This window comes from Pseudodesulfovibrio senegalensis, assembly GCF_008830225.1.
Lineage (GTDB): Bacteria > Desulfobacterota > Desulfovibrionia > Desulfovibrionales > Desulfovibrionaceae > Pseudodesulfovibrio > Pseudodesulfovibrio senegalensis.
Map to the genome: position 1 here is coordinate 163,667 of NZ_WAIE01000003.1, position 19,478 is coordinate 183,144.

The 19,478-nt window shown below is 62.0% G+C and carries 21 protein-coding genes; 13 read left to right on the top strand and 8 right to left on the bottom strand.

Features of this window, described 5'->3' with window-relative positions; translation table 11 throughout:
• The first annotated feature begins 70 nt into the window (after window positions 1–70).
• The 4 genes from sfsA to F8A88_RS09050 all read left to right on the top strand — a co-directional run bounded on the left by sfsA (window position 71) and on the right by F8A88_RS09050 (window position 3,909).
• Window positions 71–784 (top strand): DNA/RNA nuclease SfsA, encoded by a 714-nt coding sequence (gene sfsA, locus F8A88_RS09035; RefSeq protein ID WP_151150820.1) that lies wholly within the window; start codon window positions 71–73, stop codon window positions 782–784.
• On the top strand, window positions 781–1,659 hold the full coding sequence (locus F8A88_RS09040) for a DMT family transporter (protein ID WP_151150821.1): 879 nt from the start codon (window positions 781–783) through the stop codon (window positions 1,657–1,659). The genes sfsA and F8A88_RS09040 overlap by 4 nt, the downstream gene beginning before the upstream one ends.
• A gap of 140 nt (window positions 1,660–1,799) precedes the next feature.
• Window positions 1,800–2,993 carry a hypothetical protein gene (locus tag F8A88_RS09045; RefSeq protein ID WP_151150822.1) on the top strand — a complete coding sequence of 398 codons (1,194 nt, stop codon included), beginning with the start codon at window positions 1,800–1,802 and terminating at the stop codon, window positions 2,991–2,993.
• Window positions 2,994–3,489: 496 nt separating this feature from the next.
• Window positions 3,490–3,909 carry a TIGR03905 family TSCPD domain-containing protein gene (locus F8A88_RS09050; RefSeq protein WP_241667402.1) on the top strand — a complete coding sequence of 140 codons (420 nt, stop codon included), beginning with the start codon at window positions 3,490–3,492 and terminating at the stop codon, window positions 3,907–3,909.
• 96 nt (window positions 3,910–4,005) lie between these two features.
• On the opposite strand, the gene F8A88_RS09055 is transcribed toward F8A88_RS09050, so the two are convergent.
• The 6 genes from F8A88_RS09055 to F8A88_RS09080 form a co-directional block, all read right to left on the bottom strand.
• Window positions 4,006–5,055: a DUF1848 domain-containing protein gene (locus F8A88_RS09055; RefSeq protein WP_151150823.1), complete on the bottom strand. Its 1,050-nt coding sequence runs from the start codon at window positions 5,053–5,055 to the stop codon at window positions 4,006–4,008.
• Window positions 5,052–5,564, bottom strand: a complete 513-nt coding sequence (locus F8A88_RS09060; protein WP_151150824.1) for an acyl-CoA thioesterase — start codon at window positions 5,562–5,564, stop codon at window positions 5,052–5,054. The genes F8A88_RS09055 and F8A88_RS09060 overlap by 4 nt, the downstream gene beginning before the upstream one ends.
• 2 nt (window positions 5,565–5,566) lie before the next feature.
• Complete coding sequence (locus tag F8A88_RS09065; protein WP_151150825.1) at window positions 5,567–5,809, bottom strand: hypothetical protein; 243 nt, start codon at window positions 5,807–5,809, stop codon at window positions 5,567–5,569.
• Window positions 5,810–5,902: 93 nt separating this feature from the next.
• Window positions 5,903–7,084 (bottom strand): THUMP domain-containing class I SAM-dependent RNA methyltransferase, encoded by a 1,182-nt coding sequence (locus F8A88_RS09070; RefSeq protein WP_151150826.1) that lies wholly within the window; start codon window positions 7,082–7,084, stop codon window positions 5,903–5,905.
• Between the two features lie 66 nt (window positions 7,085–7,150).
• On the bottom strand, window positions 7,151–8,374 hold the full coding sequence (locus F8A88_RS09075) for a hypothetical protein (protein ID WP_151150827.1): 1,224 nt from the start codon (window positions 8,372–8,374) through the stop codon (window positions 7,151–7,153).
• 50 nt (window positions 8,375–8,424) lie between these two features.
• Window positions 8,425–9,153 (bottom strand): substrate-binding periplasmic protein, encoded by a 729-nt coding sequence (locus F8A88_RS09080; RefSeq protein WP_151150828.1) that lies wholly within the window; start codon window positions 9,151–9,153, stop codon window positions 8,425–8,427.
• A gap of 477 nt (window positions 9,154–9,630) precedes the next feature.
• Between F8A88_RS09080 and F8A88_RS09085 the strand changes: the two genes are divergently transcribed.
• From F8A88_RS09085 to smpB, 9 genes are all read left to right on the top strand, one after another.
• Window positions 9,631–10,167, top strand: coding sequence for a hypothetical protein (locus F8A88_RS09085; protein ID WP_151150829.1), 537 nt, complete (start codon window positions 9,631–9,633; stop codon window positions 10,165–10,167).
• 144 nt (window positions 10,168–10,311) lie between these two features.
• Window positions 10,312–10,692 carry a YraN family protein gene (locus F8A88_RS09090; protein WP_151150830.1) on the top strand — a complete coding sequence of 127 codons (381 nt, stop codon included), beginning with the start codon at window positions 10,312–10,314 and terminating at the stop codon, window positions 10,690–10,692.
• Window positions 10,693–10,764: 72 nt separating this feature from the next.
• Entirely contained in the window at window positions 10,765–11,586 is an 822-nt protein-coding gene (rsmI, locus tag F8A88_RS09095; RefSeq protein WP_151150831.1) for a 16S rRNA (cytidine(1402)-2'-O)-methyltransferase, read from the top strand.
• A 9-nt stretch (window positions 11,587–11,595) separates the two neighbouring features.
• Window positions 11,596–12,588 (top strand): biotin synthase BioB, encoded by a 993-nt coding sequence (gene bioB / locus F8A88_RS09100; protein WP_151150832.1) that lies wholly within the window; start codon window positions 11,596–11,598, stop codon window positions 12,586–12,588.
• A 9-nt stretch (window positions 12,589–12,597) separates the two neighbouring features.
• Window positions 12,598–13,146, top strand: a complete 549-nt coding sequence (locus F8A88_RS09105) for a biotin transporter BioY (protein WP_151150833.1) — start codon at window positions 12,598–12,600, stop codon at window positions 13,144–13,146.
• Window positions 13,147–13,183: 37 nt separating this feature from the next.
• Window positions 13,184–13,966, top strand: coding sequence for a PTS system mannose/fructose/sorbose family transporter subunit IID (locus F8A88_RS09110; RefSeq protein ID WP_151150834.1), 783 nt, complete (start codon window positions 13,184–13,186; stop codon window positions 13,964–13,966).
• A gap of 47 nt (window positions 13,967–14,013) precedes the next feature.
• Entirely contained in the window at window positions 14,014–14,328 is a 315-nt protein-coding gene (locus tag F8A88_RS09115; RefSeq protein ID WP_151150835.1) for an HPr family phosphocarrier protein, read from the top strand.
• Window positions 14,329–14,330: 2 nt separating this feature from the next.
• On the top strand, window positions 14,331–16,115 hold the full coding sequence (gene ptsP, locus F8A88_RS09120) for a phosphoenolpyruvate--protein phosphotransferase (RefSeq protein ID WP_151150836.1): 1,785 nt from the start codon (window positions 14,331–14,333) through the stop codon (window positions 16,113–16,115).
• 15 nt (window positions 16,116–16,130) lie between these two features.
• Window positions 16,131–16,616, top strand: coding sequence for an SsrA-binding protein SmpB (gene smpB / locus F8A88_RS09125; RefSeq protein ID WP_151150837.1), 486 nt, complete (start codon window positions 16,131–16,133; stop codon window positions 16,614–16,616).
• 250 nt (window positions 16,617–16,866) lie between these two features.
• Here smpB and F8A88_RS09130 read toward each other — a convergent pair whose 3' ends face one another.
• Both F8A88_RS09130 and F8A88_RS09135 read right to left on the bottom strand, forming a co-directional pair.
• On the bottom strand, window positions 16,867–17,991 hold the full coding sequence (locus F8A88_RS09130) for a lytic transglycosylase domain-containing protein (protein ID WP_151150838.1): 1,125 nt from the start codon (window positions 17,989–17,991) through the stop codon (window positions 16,867–16,869).
• A 42-nt stretch (window positions 17,992–18,033) separates the two neighbouring features.
• Complete coding sequence (locus tag F8A88_RS09135; protein ID WP_151150839.1) at window positions 18,034–19,224, bottom strand: PhoH family protein; 1,191 nt, start codon at window positions 19,222–19,224, stop codon at window positions 18,034–18,036.
• Window positions 19,225–19,478: the final 254 nt, after the last annotated feature.

The window sequence follows — 19,478 nt, forward strand, 5'->3', positions numbered from 1 at the left end:
TCTCTCCTGTCCGGCGTGGATGTACGATGATATAAAAATATATGATTAATGAAAGACGGGAACCATTATTATGATCGATTCGTGCATGTTGCCGTATCCCGAGGGCATGGTCGCGGCATCCTTTGCGGAGCGGCGCAAGCGCTTCACCGTGTACGGGGAGCTCCCGGACGGCACTTCGGTGGCGGCGCACACCAACAATACCGGGTCCATGGCCGGGCTGTTGCGTCCCGGGCGCGACATGCTGCTTTCACCGGCGGCAAACCCCGCACGCAAGCTCAGGTGGACGCTGGAGGCCGTGCGTGTGCACGGGAGCTGGGTGGGGGTGAACACGGCCACACCCAACCGTATGCTCAGACGGGCCTGGGAAACGGACGCCCTGCCCGAAATGCGCGGCTATGACGCGTTCCGGGCCGAGGCGCGGTACGGCCAGAGTCGGTTGGATGCCCTGCTGACCGGGAAACAGGGTGAACTGTGGGTGGAGTGCAAGAACGTGACCCTTGTGGAGGACTGCGTTGCCGCGTTTCCCGATGCCGTGACCGAACGCGGGCAAAAACATCTGCGCGAACTCATGGGGCTGGCCCGGACCGGGGTGCGCGTGGCTCTGTTTTTTCTGGTACAACGCATGGACGGTCAATGTTTCGGACCGGCCGACTATGTTGACCCGGTCTATGCCGAGCTGTTTTACGAGGCCATGAGCGCGGGGGTGGAAATGTGGCCGTGGGTGGCCCGCGTGGACGAGCGCGGCATTGCCCTGGATCATCGTCTGGAGGTTGTCGGAGCATGATGTCGTTGTTTACGGGCGCAGCCCTGATCAGCTTTGCCGCGGTGTTCGTGCGGCTGGCGCAGGTGGGGCCGGACACCTCGGCCCTGTACCGCATGGTTTTCGGCTCACTGGCCCTTGTGGCCCTGTTGTGGCGCGACGGCTGCCTGCGGCGCATCAACCGCCGGCTGGTCGGGTACGCCTTTGTTTGCGGGCTGTTGTTCGCGCTGGATATCATGTGTTGGCATCGGGCCATTCATCATGTGGGGCCGGGGCTGGCCACGCTGCTGGGCAATTTTCAGGTCTTTGCGCTGACCGCGGTTTCGCTGGTGCTGCTGGGCGAGCGGCCGGGCAGGCTGTTCTATGCCGCATTGCCGCTGGCTTTTGCCGGGCTGTACCTCATGGTGGGCGTGAACTGGGACTCGGCCGGGGTGGATTATCGCGCCGGCGTGGGCTGGGGGTTGCTGACCGCCATGTTTTATGCGGCCTACGTGACCAGTCTCAAGGTTTCCATTCCCCGGCTGGGCGAGCCGTGCCGCAAGGCGCTCATGACCTGCGTGCCCGCGGCCACGGCCCTGTTCATCGGCGCGTGGATGCTTTTTTCCGGCGAATCCTTTGTCATTCCCTCGGCCATGGATTTTCTGTGGCTGGCCTTGCTGGGCGTCATGTGCCAGGCCGCGGGCTGGCTGTTCATTACCCGGGGCATGGAGGGCGTGAGCGCTGCATTGGTGGGGCTGGGCCTGTTGCTGCAACCCGCGCTTTCCTATGTCTGGGACGTGCTGTTTTTTCACAAACCGCTGGGTGTGGCCGAGGTTTCCGGGGCCGTGCTGGCCCTGTGCGGCATTTATCTGGGGGTGGTGGCAACGCGGCCGGCACCCGGGCCTCGGAAGAATGTATAATGGACTGTTATGGAATGGTTTGGCATGAGGCGACATCCTGCCCGGAGTTTCGGATCCTGAATCCGTTTGTGCCCTAACGGCGGACGTTTGTGTTCTCCGGGTGCGTTTTTCTGTCCGCCCGAGTGAACATGGAGAGTATCATGAGACGCCTGCCAGCCTTTTCCTTTCTGGTTTTTCTTTGGATGTTCATGGGAACCGCCCCGGCTCATGCCGGTTTTTCCAGCGCCGACCTCGAAGGTCACTGGCGCGGCGGATGGATGGAGACAACAGGAACCGATTCCGTCCGCTACTGGCTCAACGTGCATGCGGACGTCGGTTCCGACGGTTCGGTGACCGGCGGCAGTTGGTGGTCGTCCGGCGGGCTGAGCGGTTCGGTCACGGGCGGAGACCTGTCCATTGAGCCGGACGGCTACATCGACGGCACCATGACCTTTGACGATTCTGATACCGGCGACGTCTTTTCCGTGAGCATCGAGGAGGGGCAGATGGACGAGTCCGGCGGGATCGTCTATCTGGCGTTTCGCAAGCCGGACCCCGGCGGGGAACGCGCTGCCGGGACCATGGTCAAGCGCGAGCCCAACGCCGATCATGCCCAGGCCGAGCTGGCGGGTTCATGGCAGGTCATCATTCTGGAGACCGACCCCTCGGAGAGCTACGATACCTACTGGATCGACACCACCCTGACCGTGGACGCCAGCGGCCAGACCTCCGGCACATGGAACTACGAGGACATCCTGTCCGGTGACATCCTGTCCTCTTCGCAGGTCAATCTGGAATCCAAGGGCGGGCTCGGGGGGGTACTGAACATCGACAACGGCGTGCAGGTACCCATCAGCTACGGCCAGCTCGATCCGGATCTCAACTTCGGCTATGTGACTTCCACCAAGTCGGACGGACATTTTTGCGCCGCATTGTTCCTGCGCACCGGCGGTTCAGGGTTTGCAACGGAAATGCTCGCCGGGGAATGGAGCATCGTTCATACGCTGGTGCAGGACGGCAGCAGCCTGACATGGGTTTTCGGGCAGGTCATGCTTGACGGCGACGGCAACGTGTTGCGCGGCCTGTGGGACGGTCCCAACGGCGAGAGCGGCACCTACACGGCCGGCTCCCTGAGCGTGAACGACGCCGGCAAGCTGACCGGCTCCATCACGGACAGCGAAGGCCGCGTCCACGCCATCAGCAACGGCCATCTGGGCCTGACCGGGAGCTATGGCGCGGCAGCCACCCGTTATGCGGACGGAGGAAACCACGACCATACGCTGGGCGTGCTGTTCATGGCCCGGCCCGCGCGTATTGCCGGGACCATCCCGAGCACGTTCCTTTTGTTGCAGTAAACCTTTCCCCAAAAAACACTGCGGGCAGCGTGACCGGTTCACGTTGCCCGTTTTTTTGGGATACAGTTTGTTTTTTTGGGTGCTGTTTTTTCTGTAATCATATGTTATATTTGAATTAAGTTCTTTTTGTGCCATGTTTCACAATTAAATTGACACAGCGTTTTTGTTTTTGTACTTCAGTTTCTCGGCGCAGGGATACATCCCCCCTGTGCTGCAGGCAGAGTGAGTTCCCGTGCGTCCAGCACGTCTGTTCCCGCCATGTTCCGGGCCGGAGGATTTACCCGGGACCATGGGCGCGAAACTCTGCCGGGGGACGTGTTTTTTCGCTCCGCCACGGTTTGACGATGGCTTTGCGGCAATGAGGCCTGACGGCCTCGCATCAGTCGACCGTGTTGAGTGGAAGTGTTAAATATCGTGGTTGCCCCGAGGTTACGTCCTTGTCCTGAGTGACGACCTGCAATCATTTCCGACAGCCCAGAGGAGCGGGCCATGCCGGATGGCAGAGAACAGCCGTGGTGCGCGCATTGCGTGCGGCACGGGAGGACGCATAATATCGTTCGGCCCCCTGAACCGGGCCGGACCAAAAACACAATGGAACAATACAATGGATAACGCACAGCTTCACCGGGCCTCCGGCCCCGCTCCCAAGACCCATGTGGAACACTTCGTGCCTGCAGAGACCGTCTGCCCCAAGAAAATCGATTTCGTGGTGGACAACGGCAGCATCGACTACGTCAGCTTTGACGGCGGCTGCGAAGGCTCCCTGACCGCCATCGCCACCATGATCGAAGGCATGCACATGGATTTCGTTATCGACCGCTTCAGCGGCATCACCTGCGGCAACAAGTGCACCTCCTGCGTGGACCAGCTCTGCTGCGCCCTGCGCCAGTACAAGGAAGAAAACGAGGACGCGTAAGCGTTTTTTGATTTTGCGCATGCCCGGGCTTTTGCCCGGAGCATGGAAAAGAAAAGGCTCGGCGGGCAACCGCCGGGCTTTTTTTGTTTTTTCGGGTCAGGGGAGCAGGCTGGGCGGGGCTTTCCCGGCATGCATGGCCGCATTCAGGCGCTGGATGTTCTTGCGCGCGGTTTCGGGCGATGCCGTGGCGTAGCAATAGAGGCAGCCGTGGGCGCAGGTGTGGTATTCGCCGATGTCGCGGCTGGTCGTGCAGTTGCAGCCCGGCCGCTGGCCGGAATCCCTGGGCGGGGGCGTCCATTGGGCGGGTTGGGGTTGCAGTCCCGGCAGTGTCGGGCGTGCGGGGTTCAGCCGCAGATAGGCCGCGAGTTTCTTGTTTTTCGGGGAGCAGATGCGCGCCAGCAGTGCATCGTCAATGCATTTGCCGGGCAGGATGCCGGGGTGGCGCTCGCTGTCCGGCCCGGCGCAGTGCATGACGGTCAGGCCGTGTTCACGCCCCATGGCTGCGGCGGCCTCCAGAAAACGGGCGCGTTCCGGCTGCGTTGGTTCGCGCATGGGACAACTCGCGCCCCCTTTTGCAGCGCGCTTTATGGCGGCGCGGACCTTGGCGTATTGCCCGATTTGCACGAAGCTGAAGATCAGGCGTTGTGTGGTTCCGTGCAGGGCGCGGCCGAGGGAGCGCATGCGTTTGATCACGGTGACCATTTCCGGTTCGGGGTCGGCCACGCAGACCGGATCGAACCGCCAGACAACGCGCTGTGGCCCGATGCGCTGGGCCAGTTGTCGAAAGATATCCACGCGCTCGGCAAGGGCGGGCAATCCCGGTTCCCAGCCTTGGTTTTCATAATCGTTGAGCGTGAACAGGAAATAGAAATCCGGGCAGTGGTCCGCGATTTCCTCAAGGTGTTCCATGAGCGGGGCCGGGTTCTTGGTCCAGAACACCAGTGCACCGAGATTTTCGAAGCTGATCCAGCCGGGCTTGCGGTTGACCGGGTTGCGGCGCATGGCGCAACCTGCGCGCAAACGGTGCATGAACCACTCGGCGTGAAAGGCGGGAATGTCCGTGGCCCGGCTGGCCGAAACGATCACCGGGGCCGCAGCCGAAACCGGGCCGTTTTCCGTGTGCAGCGTGACCCGGGCGCGCCTCAATCCTGTTCCTGACGTTCCTGCGCCTTGAGCTGGCGGCGGGCCTTGAGGCGGTTGATGGCTTCGCGGTGGCGGCGTTCGGCAATGCCTGTCTCGATGCGCAGGGGCGGAACCTGCAGGGGTTTGCCTTCCGGGTCCAGCGCCACATAGGTGAGGTAGGCCGAGTTGGTGTGGCGCGAGTGTCCGGTCTGGAGGTTTTCGGCTTCCACGCGGATGCCCACTTCCATGCTGGAGCGGCCCACGTAGTTGAGGCTGGCCTTGAAGGTCAGCAGTTCGCCCACGTAGGCGGGTTCCTCGAAGTCCACGCGGTCGATGCCCGCGGTGACCACGTTGCTGCGGCTGTGGCGTTTGCAGACCACGCCGCCGGCAATGTCCATGTGCTTGAGGATCACGCCGCCGTGCAGGTTGCCGGCCGGGTTGGTGTCGCTGGGCAGCACGAGGTGGGTCATGATGACCTCGCTCTCCTTGGCGCACTTGGATTCGAGTTCCCGAGGCGTATCGGATGCAACCATGTTCAGTCTCCTTTTGACTTGCCGAACTGGACCCGCGCCTCCCAGACCAGCAGCCCCACGCGTTTGCCCAGGTCGGACTGGCGTGTCTTGATCAGAGCTTCGGCTGCTTCGCGGTTGCCCTGCTGCTTGAGCAGGGTGGCGGATTCCAGATCGCGCAGATAATTTTCGCATTCGTGGATCACGCCGGAGAGGTTGAGAGTTTCCAACTCCTTGGGGACCCGTACCGAACGTACTTTCTTGCTCATGACACCCCCGTGGCAAAAGGTTTTCATCCCGTCATTCAAAATGTTTTCAGAATGAATGTCGCAATGTCAAGTATATGCCGGGGGAAAGCGTGGTCAGGAGCGTGTTTTGCGGGTGCCCGCGTACAATTCGTATTCCAGCAGACGGCATTCGATCTTGGCGTTGTGCAGGATGATGCGCCGTTTGGTGCGCAGGCCCACGGACTTGGCCAGCGACATGTTGCCGGTGAAGATGTAGCCCATGTAGCCGCCGCAATGCTGTTTGAAGAAATCCCCGATGTCCTTGTACACGGGCCGCAGGATTTTCTCGTCCCCGAGCCGTTTGCCGTATTCGGGGTTGAGCATGACCGTGCCCGGCGTTTCCGGGATTTCGGTTTCGCGGAAGTCGCAGACTGCGAATTCGATGCGGTCCTCAACCCCGGCCATGCGCGCGTTGGTCTGCGCGGCCCGTATGGCCTCGGGATCAAGGTCCGTGGCGATGATGCGCCCGGCGAAATTCTTGTTGGTGCCCTTGGTGGCCTTTTTGCGCAGCCGTTTGTATTCCTCGGCGTCGAATCCCTTGACCCGGGTGAAGGCGAAGTCCCTGCCGAGCATGCCCGGCGCGCGGTTCAGGGCGATCATGGCCGCCTCGATGGCCAGCGTGCCCGAGCCGCACATGGGGGCCACAAAGGAACCTCCCTGCTCTGCGGCCTCGCGCCAGTTGGAGGCCAGCACGCATGCTGCGGCCAGTGTTTCCTGCATGGGCGCCTTGTGCGGCATGCGGCGGTATCCCCGGCGCGAGAGGCTCTCTCCGGTGGTGTCCAGATACAGGGTGGCCTGATCGTCCCGCCAGTGCAGGAACAGGCACACGCCCCGCGACTGGTCCGGGCCGGAATCGGGCCTGCGGCCCGTGCGCTGCATGAAGCGGTCGGCCACCGCGTCCTTGACCCGCACGTTGGCGAACCGGGAGTCGTTGACCGTGTCGTTGTATACGCTGGACGAGACCGACACGTAGCCGTCCGCGTCCAGAAGGTCTTCCCACGGCTCCTTGAGCAGGGTTTGGTACAGTGCGTCGGCGTCGACCGCGCGGAATCGGCGCAGCTCGAAAAGCACGCGGTGGGCCGTGTGCAGGTGCAGGTTCATGCGCATGCAGTCCTGCATGGTCCCCTGTGTTTCCACGCCGTTGTCCAGCGTGCGGCCCGGCTCAAGGCCCAGCGCCTCCATTTCTTCGGCAAGGAACGGCGGCAGGCCCAGCGGGCAGGTGGCCAGTAGGGTGGCGGTGTTTTCAAATACGTTCATGGTGGGATGGCTCTTATGTTGTTCGCGGGGCGCTGTCCAGCCCGCATGTCGGGGCATGGAACGGGGTCATGCGCGCGGCGGTCCGTTTTGCGTGGCCGTTGCCTGTGGCGCAAAGGCCGTGAACAGGGCCAGCCACAGCAGCACGGCCGGTCCGGGCGAAAAGAAGAGGTTCGTGCTGATGCCCTGGGCAATGATCACGGCCGCCAGCGTGGCGCCCATGCGCGATGGCCTGAACAGGAGCAGCCCGGCAAGGCCCAGCGTCATGCCGCAGGGGAACAGCATGCCCCAGCCCATGGTCACGCGCAGCCAGAAGGGGTGCAGTTGGGCCACCATCAATCCCTGCAGGGGCGAGGTGTCGGCAATGGATTGCCACACGCCCATGAGTCCCAGCGGCGGCACGATGGCCAGCGGGGCACTCAGGGGAAATCCCGTGTACAGGCTTTGGGGATGGGTCAGCAGCAGTTGCGCGCCTTCAAACCATAGCCAGTATTCAAGGTATTGCGCATTGGCCGAGCCCATGCCCACTTGCAGCAGAAATCCCCCGAGGCAGAGCGCCAGACAGAGCAGGGAATAGGGCAGCCGTTTCCATGCGCTGCCGCGTCCGAAAAAAAGGTGCGTCCATGCGGCCGTGATCAACCCGGTGCGCGAAAGCGTGGCCGCCAGCCCGGCCAATATCCAGAATCGATGCCAGCGGGTGGCTTTCTGGTCGGTGTCGTCATTGCGGCGGGGCCGCAGCGACGCACTCATGGCGATGAGCAACAGGGTGGCCAGCGTGTCGTGGTCGCCCAGCAGCCGTTGGGGCTGGGAAAAGGCCAGCATGCGCAGGGTGTCGCAGACCACCAGCAGCCCGAGCCACCCGCCCAGCCGTTGCAGGGTGTCGCGGTGCGGCAGGCCCCACGTCCATGCGCAGGCAAGGGCCAGCAGCCCGAAGATCAGGGGGGAAATTTCCGTGAGCAGGGGCAGGGCGCGGACAACAGCGGGGTGTGCGGCCAGTGCCCCCCGGCCATGCAGCAGGAGCAGTGCCACGGCCCCGCAGAACAGCGCGGCCCCGATCCCGCCGAATATGGTCCGGCCGGTCGTGCGGGGGCGGGCGTCGCCTGTTTCCAGCAGCAGCATGACCACGGCCACGCCGCAAAATGCCAGCCACAGTCGCAGTCCGACCCCGGCGTATTGCGCGGCCTGACCGGCCATGAACAGGGCGGCATACAGCAGCGGCCCGGCCAGAAAACCGAGGGCGGGCGCGATCACGGCGCAGGATTGCCGGGAATTGTGTGATGCCGAATGGACCATGGCGCACGGTACCGCTTCAGGCCCGGCAGGTAAAGTTCAATGGAAAGGCTTTAGCGCAATCCCTCGGTGGCCTGCTTCACAATGCGTGCATAAGTGCCGTCCTGTTTCATGGACCGCAGGGCGTGGGCCAGCGGTTCGAGCAGGTCCTGGTGACTCTTGTGCATGTACAGAAACATGTCCCGCACGCACAGGGGCGGTGACAGGGCGCGGATGTTGTTGAGCCCCAGTTCATGAAGTATTTCGTAGCCGGTCAGTTTGGCGTACAGGACCACGTCGAGCCGGTCCCGGTCCAGCATCCTGAACAGGGGGGGCGCTTCCACCTGATGCGTGACGTCCGGAAAATCCTTGGTGTTGCATTCCAGTATTTTCCAGCCGTTGACCATGCCGATGCGCAGGCCGCGCAGGCTCTCCCAGTCGGAGATGGAGATATCCCGGTTGGCAAAGGCCACGAACTGCATCTGCATGTTGGGTTCGGGCACGCGCACCAGATTGGGAAAGTTTTCTTCCATGCCCGTGATGCGGTTCAGTTCGCCGTCCAGAATACCGTCGTTCACAGCGATCAGGGAACGCTCGGCGGTCGTGAATACGATTTTGGCCCTGATCCCGATCCGGTGGAACGCTTCCTTGACGATGCGGTCCAGCATGCCGGTCTGTTCGGGCGTGGAAAGGAGGTTGCGATAGGAAGTGCTGATGCGCACGGTTCTTTCGGCTGCATGCGCCGGAACCTGGGCGCTCAGCAAAAATGCTCCGGCAATGAGTGCGCAAACGAATCTGTTCATGGTTTCCTTGTGCGTGGCTACAGCTCTTGTTCCTTTTTCTGATAAATGGAAACGATGTTTGTAGTCTGCTCTTCAGGTCGGATTTGTGCCATTAGAAATATGGCAAAAGCGGCGCCTCACCGCTCGGAACGGTTTGGTTTTTGGGGCAGTTCAAAAATTTGAACCGTCCGAGTGCAACCGTTTGTCGTAAAAGCCTTGTCATGAGCGGGTTTTTTTTGAAAAAAAATTGTGACAATACCGAGTCGCCCGAATTCACGCACTTTTTTAAGGCATTTTGTTTTGATGCTAAACACCTGAAAAGTATCAATAAAACAGTTTGACATTGTCGTTAAAAATCACCTGATTTACCCAAAGGTCTAAATTGTTTGAAAATATTGTCCGATGGAAAGAAATAGCGTATGGTGGCATCGTGTTGCGTGGGACAAAGTGTTTGCAAAACTCTTGTTTCGCCCCTTTTTACAGGTTCGGAGGTAGGGCATGAAATCCAACACGCTGGCTGGCTTCAGCAAATCGTTTTTCGCACTCGTTGCAGCGGGCATGATGGTGTTCGGCATGGGGGGCTGTGCCGTTGTGGGACCGTTGCTGACCTGCGGCGGAGCCATCTTCACGCCGCTGCAATACGCGTCCACCGCCTACACCATCGGCGAGTTTTCCTATGAATATGCGGCCAACGACCGCACCCCCGACGAAGTGATCCAGAACAAGGTGGACACAATCGTGGCCGTGTTTGACGACGACGATGATGCCGAACTGGCCCCGGCCGTGCAGGACGGGCCCAAGCCGGTCATGGTGGCGGATGCCGAAGGCGAGCGCATGGACTCCTTCCTCTATTCTTCCGGTTCGTACAAGACACAGCGTCGCATCGAGATGCGCAAGCTCCAGATGGAGCGGCTGGAAACCCGCAAGATGGCCTTTCTGGAAGCGCGTGAAAGCGATCTCTCCCTGCGGCAGGGCCATGTGCGTGCCATCGACCTTGGTCATGGCGCGGACGGCGACGTGACGCTGGTCAACTGATATTTCCCGTTCCATTGTTTGCAGAAGCGGCGGGTCGGCATGTCGGCCCGCCGTTTTTGCGTGCGTTTGACCTTGTCGACTCCATCCGTGTAGGAAAACACGTATGCATGATGGGTTAATCAGGACATATTGCCGGAGCCTGCCATGAAGCGCGTGCTGGAACGGTTTGCGCTCGGGCGCAGGCGGGGCCGCATGGGCGAGGACGCTGCGGCCCGGTATCTGCGCTCCGAGGGATACCGCGTGCTGGAGCGCAACTGGCGGAGCGGCCGGCTGGAGCTGGACCTTGTCTGCCGCCACGGCGACACGCTGGTCTTCGTGGAGGTCAAGACGCGGGGCGCAGGGTCGCGCGGCACCCCCGCGGACGGGCTGGACCGGACCAAGATGCGCAACCTTGTGCGCGCCGCGCACCTGTACCTTGCCGAACATGAATGCTGGGACGAGCCGTGCCGGTTCGATCTGGTTGCCGTGCTGGAAACCGGGGACGGGCTTGAGCTCGACCATGTCCCGGACGCGTTTCAGGCCTGAGGCCCTGATTCTCCTTCCGTCCCGGCTGCATCAGTGGTACATCCTGTGCCCATGAGTTCCCACGAATCCAATATGTCGGGCCCCCGACTGTGGGTGGTGGCCACGCCGCTGGGCAACGCGGGCGACCTTTCCCCGCGGGCGGCCGAGATCCTTGCGCGCGCAGAGATCATTCTGGCCGAGGACACCCGGCGTGCAGGCCAGTTGTTCAAGCGGCTGGGCATTGAGCGCAGCGGCGAACTGATCAGTTTTTTCGAGCACAATGAGGAAAAGCGTTTGCCCCGTGTCATGGGTCTGCTTGAAGAGGGGCGGGAGCTGGCCATGATCTCGGATGCCGGAACCCCGCTGCTTTCCGATCCGGGCTTCCGGCTGGTGCGCGCCTGCCGCGAGCAGGGCATTCCGGTTTCCCCGGTGCCCGGACCGAGCGCGCCGCTGGCCGCCCTGAGCGCCTGCGGCCTGCCGCCCCTGCCCTTTTCATTTCTGGGCTTTCCGCCGCGCGGCGAATCGCGCATGCACCGTTTTTTCGAGGTGCACCGGGATACCGGGGCCACGCTGGTTTTTTTCGAGCGCAAATCGCGCCTTGCCGCATCGTTGCAGGCCGCGCACGAGGCCCTGGGTGACCGTGAGTTCTGCATTGCCCGCGAGCTGACCAAGGATTTCGAGGAATTCATCTACGGCAGGCTGGGCGCGTTGCAGGGCGTGGACACGGACCTGCGCGGCGAGATCACCGTGGTCGTCGGTCCGGCGGCAAGCACCGGCCCGGCCGACGAGGCCGAGGTGTTGCGGCTGGTGGAGCAGGAGCGCGAAGCCGGCGGCAAACCCAAGGAAATCGCGCGACGCGTTGCCGGGCGCGTGGAAGGGTGGACCGCCAAGGCCATCTATGCGCTCATGCGGTGAGGCCTGACCATGACAAATCTATCCCTTGAGCATATTGCGGCCACGGCCCGCAGCGGGCAGGCCCTGAGCGACGCGCAGATTCGCGCCCTTGTTTCGCTGGATCCGGAACGCCTGCCCCAACTGCTGGCCCATGCCCACGCCATCCGCACGGTCCGGTTCGGCAATCGCATCTCCCTGTGCGCCATCGTCAATGCCCAAAGCGGCCGCTGTTCCGAGGACTGTTCCTTTTGCGCCCAGTCCGCGCACCACGGCGGCACCGAAAGCCCGGAATATCCGCTGCTTTCGCCGCAGGAGATCGGCGGCGCGGCCCGCACGGCAAAAGAGCACGGCGCGCACCGCTTCGGCATCGTGGCCAGCGGCAAGTTCGTGGGCAGCGACCTGCTCAAGGGCTTTGCGGCCGCGGTCCGCGCGGTTGCCGCGCAGGGGCTTGTTCCGGACCTTTCGCCCGGAATTCTGGAGCCGGAACAGTTCAGGGTCTTGAAAACAGCGGGCCTGAAGGGGTATCATCACAATCTGGAGACATCGGCCAGCCATTTTCCCAAGGTCTGCACCACCCACGCCTATGACGAGGACGTGCGCGCGGTGCGGGCGGCCATGGATGCCGGGCTGCATGTCTGCTGCGGCGGGATTTTCGGCATTGGCGAAAGCTGGGAAGACCGTGTGGAGCTTGCGCTTTTGCTGCGGAGTATGGGCGTGCGCTCCGTGCCCATGAATTTTCTGACCCCGATTCCGGGAACGCCGCTTGCGCACCGCGAGCCGCTTTCCCCGGAAGAGGCGCTGCACATCGTGGCCCTGTACCGTTTCCTGCTGCCGGAAAGCGCGTTGCGCATTTGCGGGGGGCGGCAAACGGTCTTTGGCTCCGGGCGCAAAAAGGAGCTGCTGGTCTCCGGCGCCAGTGGACTCATGGTGGGCGATTACCTGACCACCACCGGAGCAGGCATCGCCTCGGACCATGAAGAAATATCCCGGGCCGGGCTGAGCGTGAACCCGACAGCAGTCTAAGGAGACGCCATGAATCAATCGCTTCTCGACATGCATCGTCTGGTGTGGGTGTCCCTGATGGCCGCTGTGGTGGCTGCCAGTTCCTATCTGGTCATCCCCATCGGCCCCATTCCCTTTTCCCTGCAGCCCGTGTTCGTTTTTCTGGCCGGATACCTGCTTGGTGCGGCGCGGGGATTTTTTGTCATGTGCCTGTATCTTGCCGCCGGGATCATCGGGTTGCCCGTGTTTGCGGGCGGCGCAGCCGGGGTGGGGCACCTGATCGGACCCACGGGCGGATACCTCGTTGGTTTTCTGGTCTCGCCGCTGCTCACGGGCCGGGCCAGAGCCGAGAGCGAAAACGGATCCGTGCGCTGGATTTCCGGGCTGTTCTGGGGCATTATCGCCATTATCGTGACGTATGGATTGGGCTTTGTCTGGCTCAAGACGTTTGCGGACATCACCTGGGCGCGCGCCTTTGCCGTGGGAGTTGTTCCCTTTGCGCCATGGGACATGATCAAGATAGCGGTTGCCGTGGGGTGCTGTCGGTATCTGCAAAAATATAACCTTGCGCCGCGCTAGGCGTCCAGCGGAGTCCACAATTCCATCGCTGAAGACCATGAACCGTTCCGGAACGGATTCCCTGACCTTCGCCATGGTGCGCTGTTTTGCCCGCTGCCTGCTGGCCGGGGCCGCGTTCAATACGCGCGGCATGCAGAACATCAGTCTGGTCTTCTGCATGCAGCCCGGGCTGGAACTCATTCACCCGGACCCGCGTGAATACCGCAAGGCCCTGCGGCGCTATGTGCGCCACTACCAGTCGCATCCGTTCTGGATGCCCTGTCTTGTGGGACTTTTCCTGCACATGGAGCGCGCCATTGCCGCGGGGCGCATGCCCGCAGCCGCTTTGGCCAAGGTCAAGGACACCACGGCCTACACGCTTTCGGCCATCGGCGATTCGGTGTTTGCGGGCAGCCTGCTCATTTTCTGGGCGCTGGGGACCATCTGTCTGCTGTTGCAGGGGCACACCCTGCTGCCATTGCTGGCCGGAATCACATTTTTCACGGGCTTGCAATGTTTTCGGGCCTATACGTTCATGGCCGGGTTGCGGGGCGGGTTCCTTTTTCTGGAACGCCTCCGGCATTGGGACCTCATCAACTGGGGGACCCGGGTCAAATATGCCAACGCCATGCTGCTGCTCTGGCTCTGGATGTTGCTCTGGCCGCGGCCGCTGATCTGGTGGCAGTGGCTGCCGGCCGTGGTCGGGCTGATGCTTTTCGGCCGTTTCGTGCGTACCGGACTGGTTTCGCGCGTACTGGCGGCCATGGCGTTTCTGGCGCTGGTGCAGTTTTACCCGCTGGTGCGGGAGGGTATTCTGGACATCCTCGGGGCCATGGGGTAGGCGACAATGGCCGCGAGGACAAACTGATGACAACAAGGTTATCGAGCATGGATGAAAAGAGTGCGGTGAATATGACGGACGGCGAGGACGGCGAAAGCCTGATCCGGGAGGTCGTGGTGGCCAATCAGCACGGCCTGCACGCCCGGCCTGCCGGAAAACTGGCGCAACTGGCCCAGACCTTTGCCGCCGACGTGGTCATCACTCTGGATGAGCAGGAAGTGGATGCCAAGAGCATTCTGGACGTTCTGACCCTTGCCGCAGGGCAGGGAGCCATCCTTCAACTGCGCGCTTCGGGCAGTGATGCCGCTGAGGCGCTGGACCGGCTGGAAGCATTGATTTCCGGACGGTTCGAAGAGGAGTAAACGTGGCGGGCAAGGTGATATCCGGTATTCCGGTCGCTTCGGGCATTGCCATCGGCAAGGCCATTTTCGTGAACCGCAGCCACAAGGCCACTCTGCCGAGGCAGACCGTGGCCCCTGCGCTGGTGGAAAACGAAGTGGAGCGTCTGGAGGTGGCTTTTGCGAACACCGCGGAAGACCTTGCCTCCATTCGCGGGCAGGTGCCGGACGAGCTGCGCGAATACAGCATGCTCATCGACACGCACCTGCTCATGCTCAAGGACCCCCTTCTTCTGGGCGCTGCCTGCGACTACATCCGTTCACTGAGTCTCAACGCGGAATGGGCCCTGGAAAAGGCGGTTTCCGACCAGGCCGACAAGTTCGGTGCCGTGGACGATCCCTACATCCGCGAGCGCATGCAGGACGTGCGCGTGGTGGCGGACCGCGTCCAGAGCAAACTGGCCGGGCGCAGCAAGGATTTCAAGGCCATTCAGGGCCGTTTCGTGATCATGGCCCACGACCTCAGCCCCGCAGACACCGTGGAGCTGGAAGTGGACAAGATCATGGCCTTTGCCACGGTGCAGGGCGGCAAGACGTCGCATACGGGCATCATGGCCCGCACGCTGGGCATCCCCGCGCTGGTGGGGGTTTCCCGGCTGGAGGACGACGTCAATGACGGCGACCTTGTCATCATCGACGGGCTTGGCGGCAAGATCATCGTCAATCCGGGCGAGGACGAGCTGGCCGACTACAACGAACGCGCGGCCCAGTTCGAGCAGTACACCCGCAAGATCCGGCGGCATTGCCAGCTTCCGGCCGAGACCATCGACGGGTTCCGGGTTCAGGTGCACGCCAACATCGAATTGGTGGAAGAGGTGGCCGCTGTTCTGGACAACGGCGGCGAAGGCATCGGCCTGTACCGTACGGAATATGCCTACATGAACCGCACCGCACTGCCCACCGAGGACGAACTGGTGGAAAAGTATGCGGAACTGGCGTCCATCATGGCTCCGCAAAAGGTGGTCTTCCGCACCCTTGATCTGGGCGCGGACAAGGCCATGAACCAGTACGGCGACCTGAACGAGGCCAACCCGGCCATGGGCCTGCGCGCCATCCGGTTCTGCCTCAAGCACCCGCAGTTGTTCAAGACCCAGCTGCGCGCCATTCTCCGGGCCAGCGCCAACGGCAACGTGGCCATCATGTTTCCCATGATTTCCGGCATCCGTGAGGTGCGGCAGGCCAAGGCGTGGCTGGCGCAGGCCAAGGCGGAACTGCGCCGGGAAGGTTTTGAATACGACCCGGAAATGCCCGTGGGCATCATGATCGAGGTTCCGGCCGCGGTCATGATTGCGGATTTTCTGGCCCGCGAGGTGGATTTTTTCAGCATCGGCACCAACGACCTGATCCAGTACAGCATCGGCGTGGACCGCACCAACCACCACGTTTCCTACCTGTACCAGCCGCTGCACCCGGCCACGCTCAAGTCCATCAAGCTGGTGGTGGACGCCGCGCATCAGGCCGGCATCGAGGTCAGCCTGTGCGGCGAGGTGGCTTCGGACCCGTTCTGCGTGCCCATCCTCATGGGCATGGGCATCGATTCCATTTCCTTGACGCCGCAGGCCATTCCGGGCATCAAGCGCATCATTCGCCAGACCAAGATGCGCGACTGCCGCGAGCTGTTGCGCAAGGTGCTGGAATGCCGCACCGTGCACCGCATCAACGGCCTGGTCATGGAAAATATTTTTAACGCGTATCCCGAGGAGCTGGCCTTTTTTGCCTCGCTGCTCGAAAATGACGAAATATCGGCCTGACGCCGAACACATATCATGAGCAAGAAAAAGAAATCAGTTGTCAAGCCCGGGCAGAAACTCATTGCCCAGAACAAGCAGGCCCGCCGTCTGTTTGATCTTTCCGAATTCATGGAGGCCGGACTGGTGCTGCAGGGGTGCGAGGTCAAGTCCCTGCGCATCGGGCGTGTGAACTTCAAGGACGGCTACGTGCGCTTCTCCAATGGCGAGGCGTGGCTCGTGGGCGTGCATATCTCGCCCTATGAAAACACCGGCGTGCTGGCCCAGCCCGATCCCGAGCGGCCGCGCAAGCTGCTGCTGCATTCGCGCGAGATCACGGCGTTTCAGGCCAAGGCCGAGCAGAAGGGGCTGTCTGTCGTGCCCACCAAGATGTATTTCTCGGCCGGGCGGGTCAAGGTGCAGATCGCGCTGGGCAAGGGCAAGAACGTGCGCTCCAAGCGCGACGACCTCAAGGCCCGCGACATCGCCCGAGACACGGCCCGACAGCTCGCCGCCTACAAGTAGCGGGTTCCCCCGGTATATTCCTTTTAGGACGCGGAGAGTGATCCGCTGAACCGGCTCTTGCGCCGGGGTGCACTGGTGCGCTGTTCTGTCTGCGGCGAACCGGGTGCATGCGGCAGTGTATCTTCCGTCTTTCCGGTCGCCCGGGGTGGCGGCATCGTTTTTTCCCGACCATGAGGGCTCCGCTTGAAGGCGCCCGTTCACGCGAGCCTGTTCCCGGGCCTCACCGTGCGGCAATGTCGCCGTTCGCCGGTTATCGGCGGATGATGAGGGTCTGGCCGGGATGGATGGTGCTTTTGCGGGTCAGGTTGTTCAGCCGCAAAAGCTTGGTCAGCGACATGTGGTATCGCTGGGCAATGCGCAACAGCGTGTCGCCCCGGCGCACCTTGTGCACCTTGCCCTTGTGCGCGGCCCGGTATTGTTCGATGAGCGGCTTGTAGCGTTCGGCAAAGCCCTTGGCCGCGCCTTCGGGAATGAAGAGCATGTGCGTGCCGTGGGGCAGGCGGTCGCGGATGAACTGGGGGTTGAGGTCGCGGATGTTCTTGTAGGTGGTGTTCGCGGCCTTGGCCACGAGCATGAGCGGCGTGTAGCCCCGGCAGCGCAGCCGGATGCGGTCGAAGCGGATGGGTCGGTAAAAATCCTGCGGCACCAGCCGGAATCCGTAGCGGTCCGGATTGGAGAGCAGCATCTTGGCCGCGATGGCGCGGATCACGTAGCGTTCGGTTTCCGTGGGCAGATGCAGTTGGTAGTAATCGCGGATTTCCTGTTTCTTGATGGCTTTTTCCAGCCCGTTTTCACCCATGTTGTAGGCGGCCGCCGCCAGCGGCCACGACTTGAACTGGTCGTGCAGGTCCGAAAGATAGCGGATGGCGGCCTTGGTGGCCGAATAGAAATTGCGGCGCTCGTCAACGTAGCCGTCCACCTCCAGTCCGTACTTGCGGCCCGTGGAGCGGATGAACTGCCAGATGCCGCGCGCCCCACGGTTGGAGCCCACGCTGAGCCGCAACGCGCTCTCGATGACCGGCAGGTACTTGAGGTCGTCGGGCATGCGGTTGGCGCGCAGCAGGCTTTCGATGTGCGGGAAATAGCGGCCCGTGCGCTTGATCCAGAGCAGGGTTTGCGCCCGGTCCCAGTGCATGAGCAGGATTTCCTTTTCAATGCGTTCGCGCACGTCGGGCAGTTGCAGGGGCACGGGTTCGCCGCAAAATGTCAGCGGCCCCTGTATGCGCGCCACGGATTCCACGGACGGAAACTCCGCGGCAACAAGGGCTTGCGCCAGACGGGAGTCGTTCACGGCAACGGACTGCTGGCCGAGGGCGGGTACGGTCAGCAACAGAAAAATCACAAGGGCCGAGAGCAGACGCGGCAACCTGAGCATGAAATATGGCTTCCTTACGGCCCGACGGCCGGGCCGTCGGGTTTACAGTTTCGATTTGAGCACAATGTCCGTAATGGGACCGCGTGAACGGTCGCCCTTGAGCACCATGTGCGCATAGTTGGGGTAGCCCCGCAGCTTGCGCACGGTCCAGTTCAGACCGTTGTTGGACTCGTTGAGGTACGGATTGTCCACCTGACGGGTGTCGCCCAGACAGATGCACTTGACGTTTTCGCCCATGCGCGTGAGCAGGGCGCGGGTCTCGCTGCGCGAAAGGTTCTGCATTTCGTCCACGATGACCACGGCGTTTTCAATGTTCATGCCCCGGATGAAGGCCACGGGCTGAATCTCGAACCGCTTGGGGTTGAGCTTCAGGTTGTCCGCGGTCGGGTCCGCGAAAATGCGGTTGGCCGGGCGCATGTCGTGCAGCTTGATGAGCAGGTCCTGAATGTAGCGCACATACGGCAACATCTTTTCCTCAATGTCACCGGGAAGATACCCCATTTTTGCGCCGATCTCCACCACGGGTTTGACCAGGTATATCTTGCGGAACTGGTTGTCCTTGCGCTCCAGGGTCAGGTACAGGGCCGCGGCCAGCGCCAGAAAGGTCTTGCCGTAGCCGGCCTCGGACTGGATGGACATGAGATCGATGCCCGGATGCAGCATGAGTTCCAGCGCAAGGTTCTGGTACACGCTTCTGGGCTTCACGCCCCAGACCTCATGCTGGTAGGCCACGGGATGCGGGCCGTCCGGGCCGTGGAAAACCGGGGTGCCGCTTTCCCATCGGAAGCAGTTGGGCTGCACTTCCCCGCCTTCGTCCACAAAGCCGGTAAACTGCTGGCTCATGGACCGGAACGGGTCGGAGTCGCGGTATTCCTCGCAAGGAATGCCATACACCTTGGCCTTGATCTGCAGGATGCGGTCATTGGTTATGAGAATGGCATCCTCGGGAGCCATGTGCATGATTTCCTTGAGGATACGGTCGTCCATCCACTCGTCGTCAAGCGTGATGGCAAAATCCGGCGAAAACACGCGCACGTCGTCGTCGTGGAGAATGGCGCGCACTGCCTGGGACACGATGTGCCCGATGCGCGGGTCTTTCTTGAGCTTGTCCAGTTCGCTGAGAACCGTATAGGGAATGTGGATGATGTTTTCCTGCCCGTTGCGCAGGGCAGTGATGCTTTTGGGATTTTCCAGCAGGACGTTGGTATCGAGGACAAAATTTTTCTGGGCCATTAATCCCCCGTCCGTATAACCGTTAGATGTTGCTTGCGGGTGACTCCTGACATTGTTCCGCGCCATGCGGTCATCTGTTCGCCGGGTTCCGTTCGCATCCTCCGTTTCGGTGTATGGAACCACTGTGCGCAGTTTTCGAGAAAAAGTCTAGATCATTGATAGGACACGTTCGGCGGAAATTTCATGGCATCCTCGTGACGAATGCGTCATAAGGAACCGGAGTGGCCACGCGGCCCTGTGCCGGGTGCGGTGGT

Bases quoted from the DNA above. Each gene is read 5' to 3' on its own strand.
- F8A88_RS09135 (WP_151150839.1), bottom strand. From the start codon at position 19,224: ATGGCCCAGAAAAATTTTGTCCTCGATACCAACGTCCTGCTGGAAAAT.
- rsmI (WP_151150831.1), top strand. From the start codon at position 10,765: ATGTCGGGCCCCCGACTGTGGGTGGTGGCCACGCCGCTGGGCAACGCG.
- F8A88_RS09090 (WP_151150830.1), top strand. From the start codon at position 10,312: ATGAAGCGCGTGCTGGAACGGTTTGCGCTCGGGCGCAGGCGGGGCCGC.
- F8A88_RS09085 (WP_151150829.1), top strand. From the start codon at position 9,631: ATGAAATCCAACACGCTGGCTGGCTTCAGCAAATCGTTTTTCGCACTC.
- F8A88_RS09045 (WP_151150822.1), top strand. From the start codon at position 1,800: ATGAGACGCCTGCCAGCCTTTTCCTTTCTGGTTTTTCTTTGGATGTTC.
- F8A88_RS09110 (WP_151150834.1), top strand. From the start codon at position 13,184: ATGAACCGTTCCGGAACGGATTCCCTGACCTTCGCCATGGTGCGCTGT.
- F8A88_RS09080 (WP_151150828.1), bottom strand. From the start codon at position 9,153: ATGAACAGATTCGTTTGCGCACTCATTGCCGGAGCATTTTTGCTGAGC.
- F8A88_RS09115 (WP_151150835.1), top strand. From the start codon at position 14,014: ATGGATGAAAAGAGTGCGGTGAATATGACGGACGGCGAGGACGGCGAA.
- F8A88_RS09105 (WP_151150833.1), top strand. From the start codon at position 12,598: ATGAATCAATCGCTTCTCGACATGCATCGTCTGGTGTGGGTGTCCCTG.
- F8A88_RS09075 (WP_151150827.1), bottom strand. From the start codon at position 8,374: ATGGTCCATTCGGCATCACACAATTCCCGGCAATCCTGCGCCGTGATC.
- bioB (WP_151150832.1), top strand. From the start codon at position 11,596: ATGACAAATCTATCCCTTGAGCATATTGCGGCCACGGCCCGCAGCGGG.
- smpB (WP_151150837.1), top strand. From the start codon at position 16,131: ATGAGCAAGAAAAAGAAATCAGTTGTCAAGCCCGGGCAGAAACTCATT.
- F8A88_RS09050 (WP_241667402.1), top strand. From the start codon at position 3,490: ATGGCAGAGAACAGCCGTGGTGCGCGCATTGCGTGCGGCACGGGAGGA.
- F8A88_RS09065 (WP_151150825.1), bottom strand. From the start codon at position 5,809: ATGAGCAAGAAAGTACGTTCGGTACGGGTCCCCAAGGAGTTGGAAACT.
- F8A88_RS09070 (WP_151150826.1), bottom strand. From the start codon at position 7,084: ATGAACGTATTTGAAAACACCGCCACCCTACTGGCCACCTGCCCGCTG.
- F8A88_RS09130 (WP_151150838.1), bottom strand. From the start codon at position 17,991: ATGCTCAGGTTGCCGCGTCTGCTCTCGGCCCTTGTGATTTTTCTGTTG.
- sfsA (WP_151150820.1), top strand. From the start codon at position 71: ATGATCGATTCGTGCATGTTGCCGTATCCCGAGGGCATGGTCGCGGCA.
- F8A88_RS09040 (WP_151150821.1), top strand. From the start codon at position 781: ATGATGTCGTTGTTTACGGGCGCAGCCCTGATCAGCTTTGCCGCGGTG.
- F8A88_RS09060 (WP_151150824.1), bottom strand. From the start codon at position 5,564: ATGGTTGCATCCGATACGCCTCGGGAACTCGAATCCAAGTGCGCCAAG.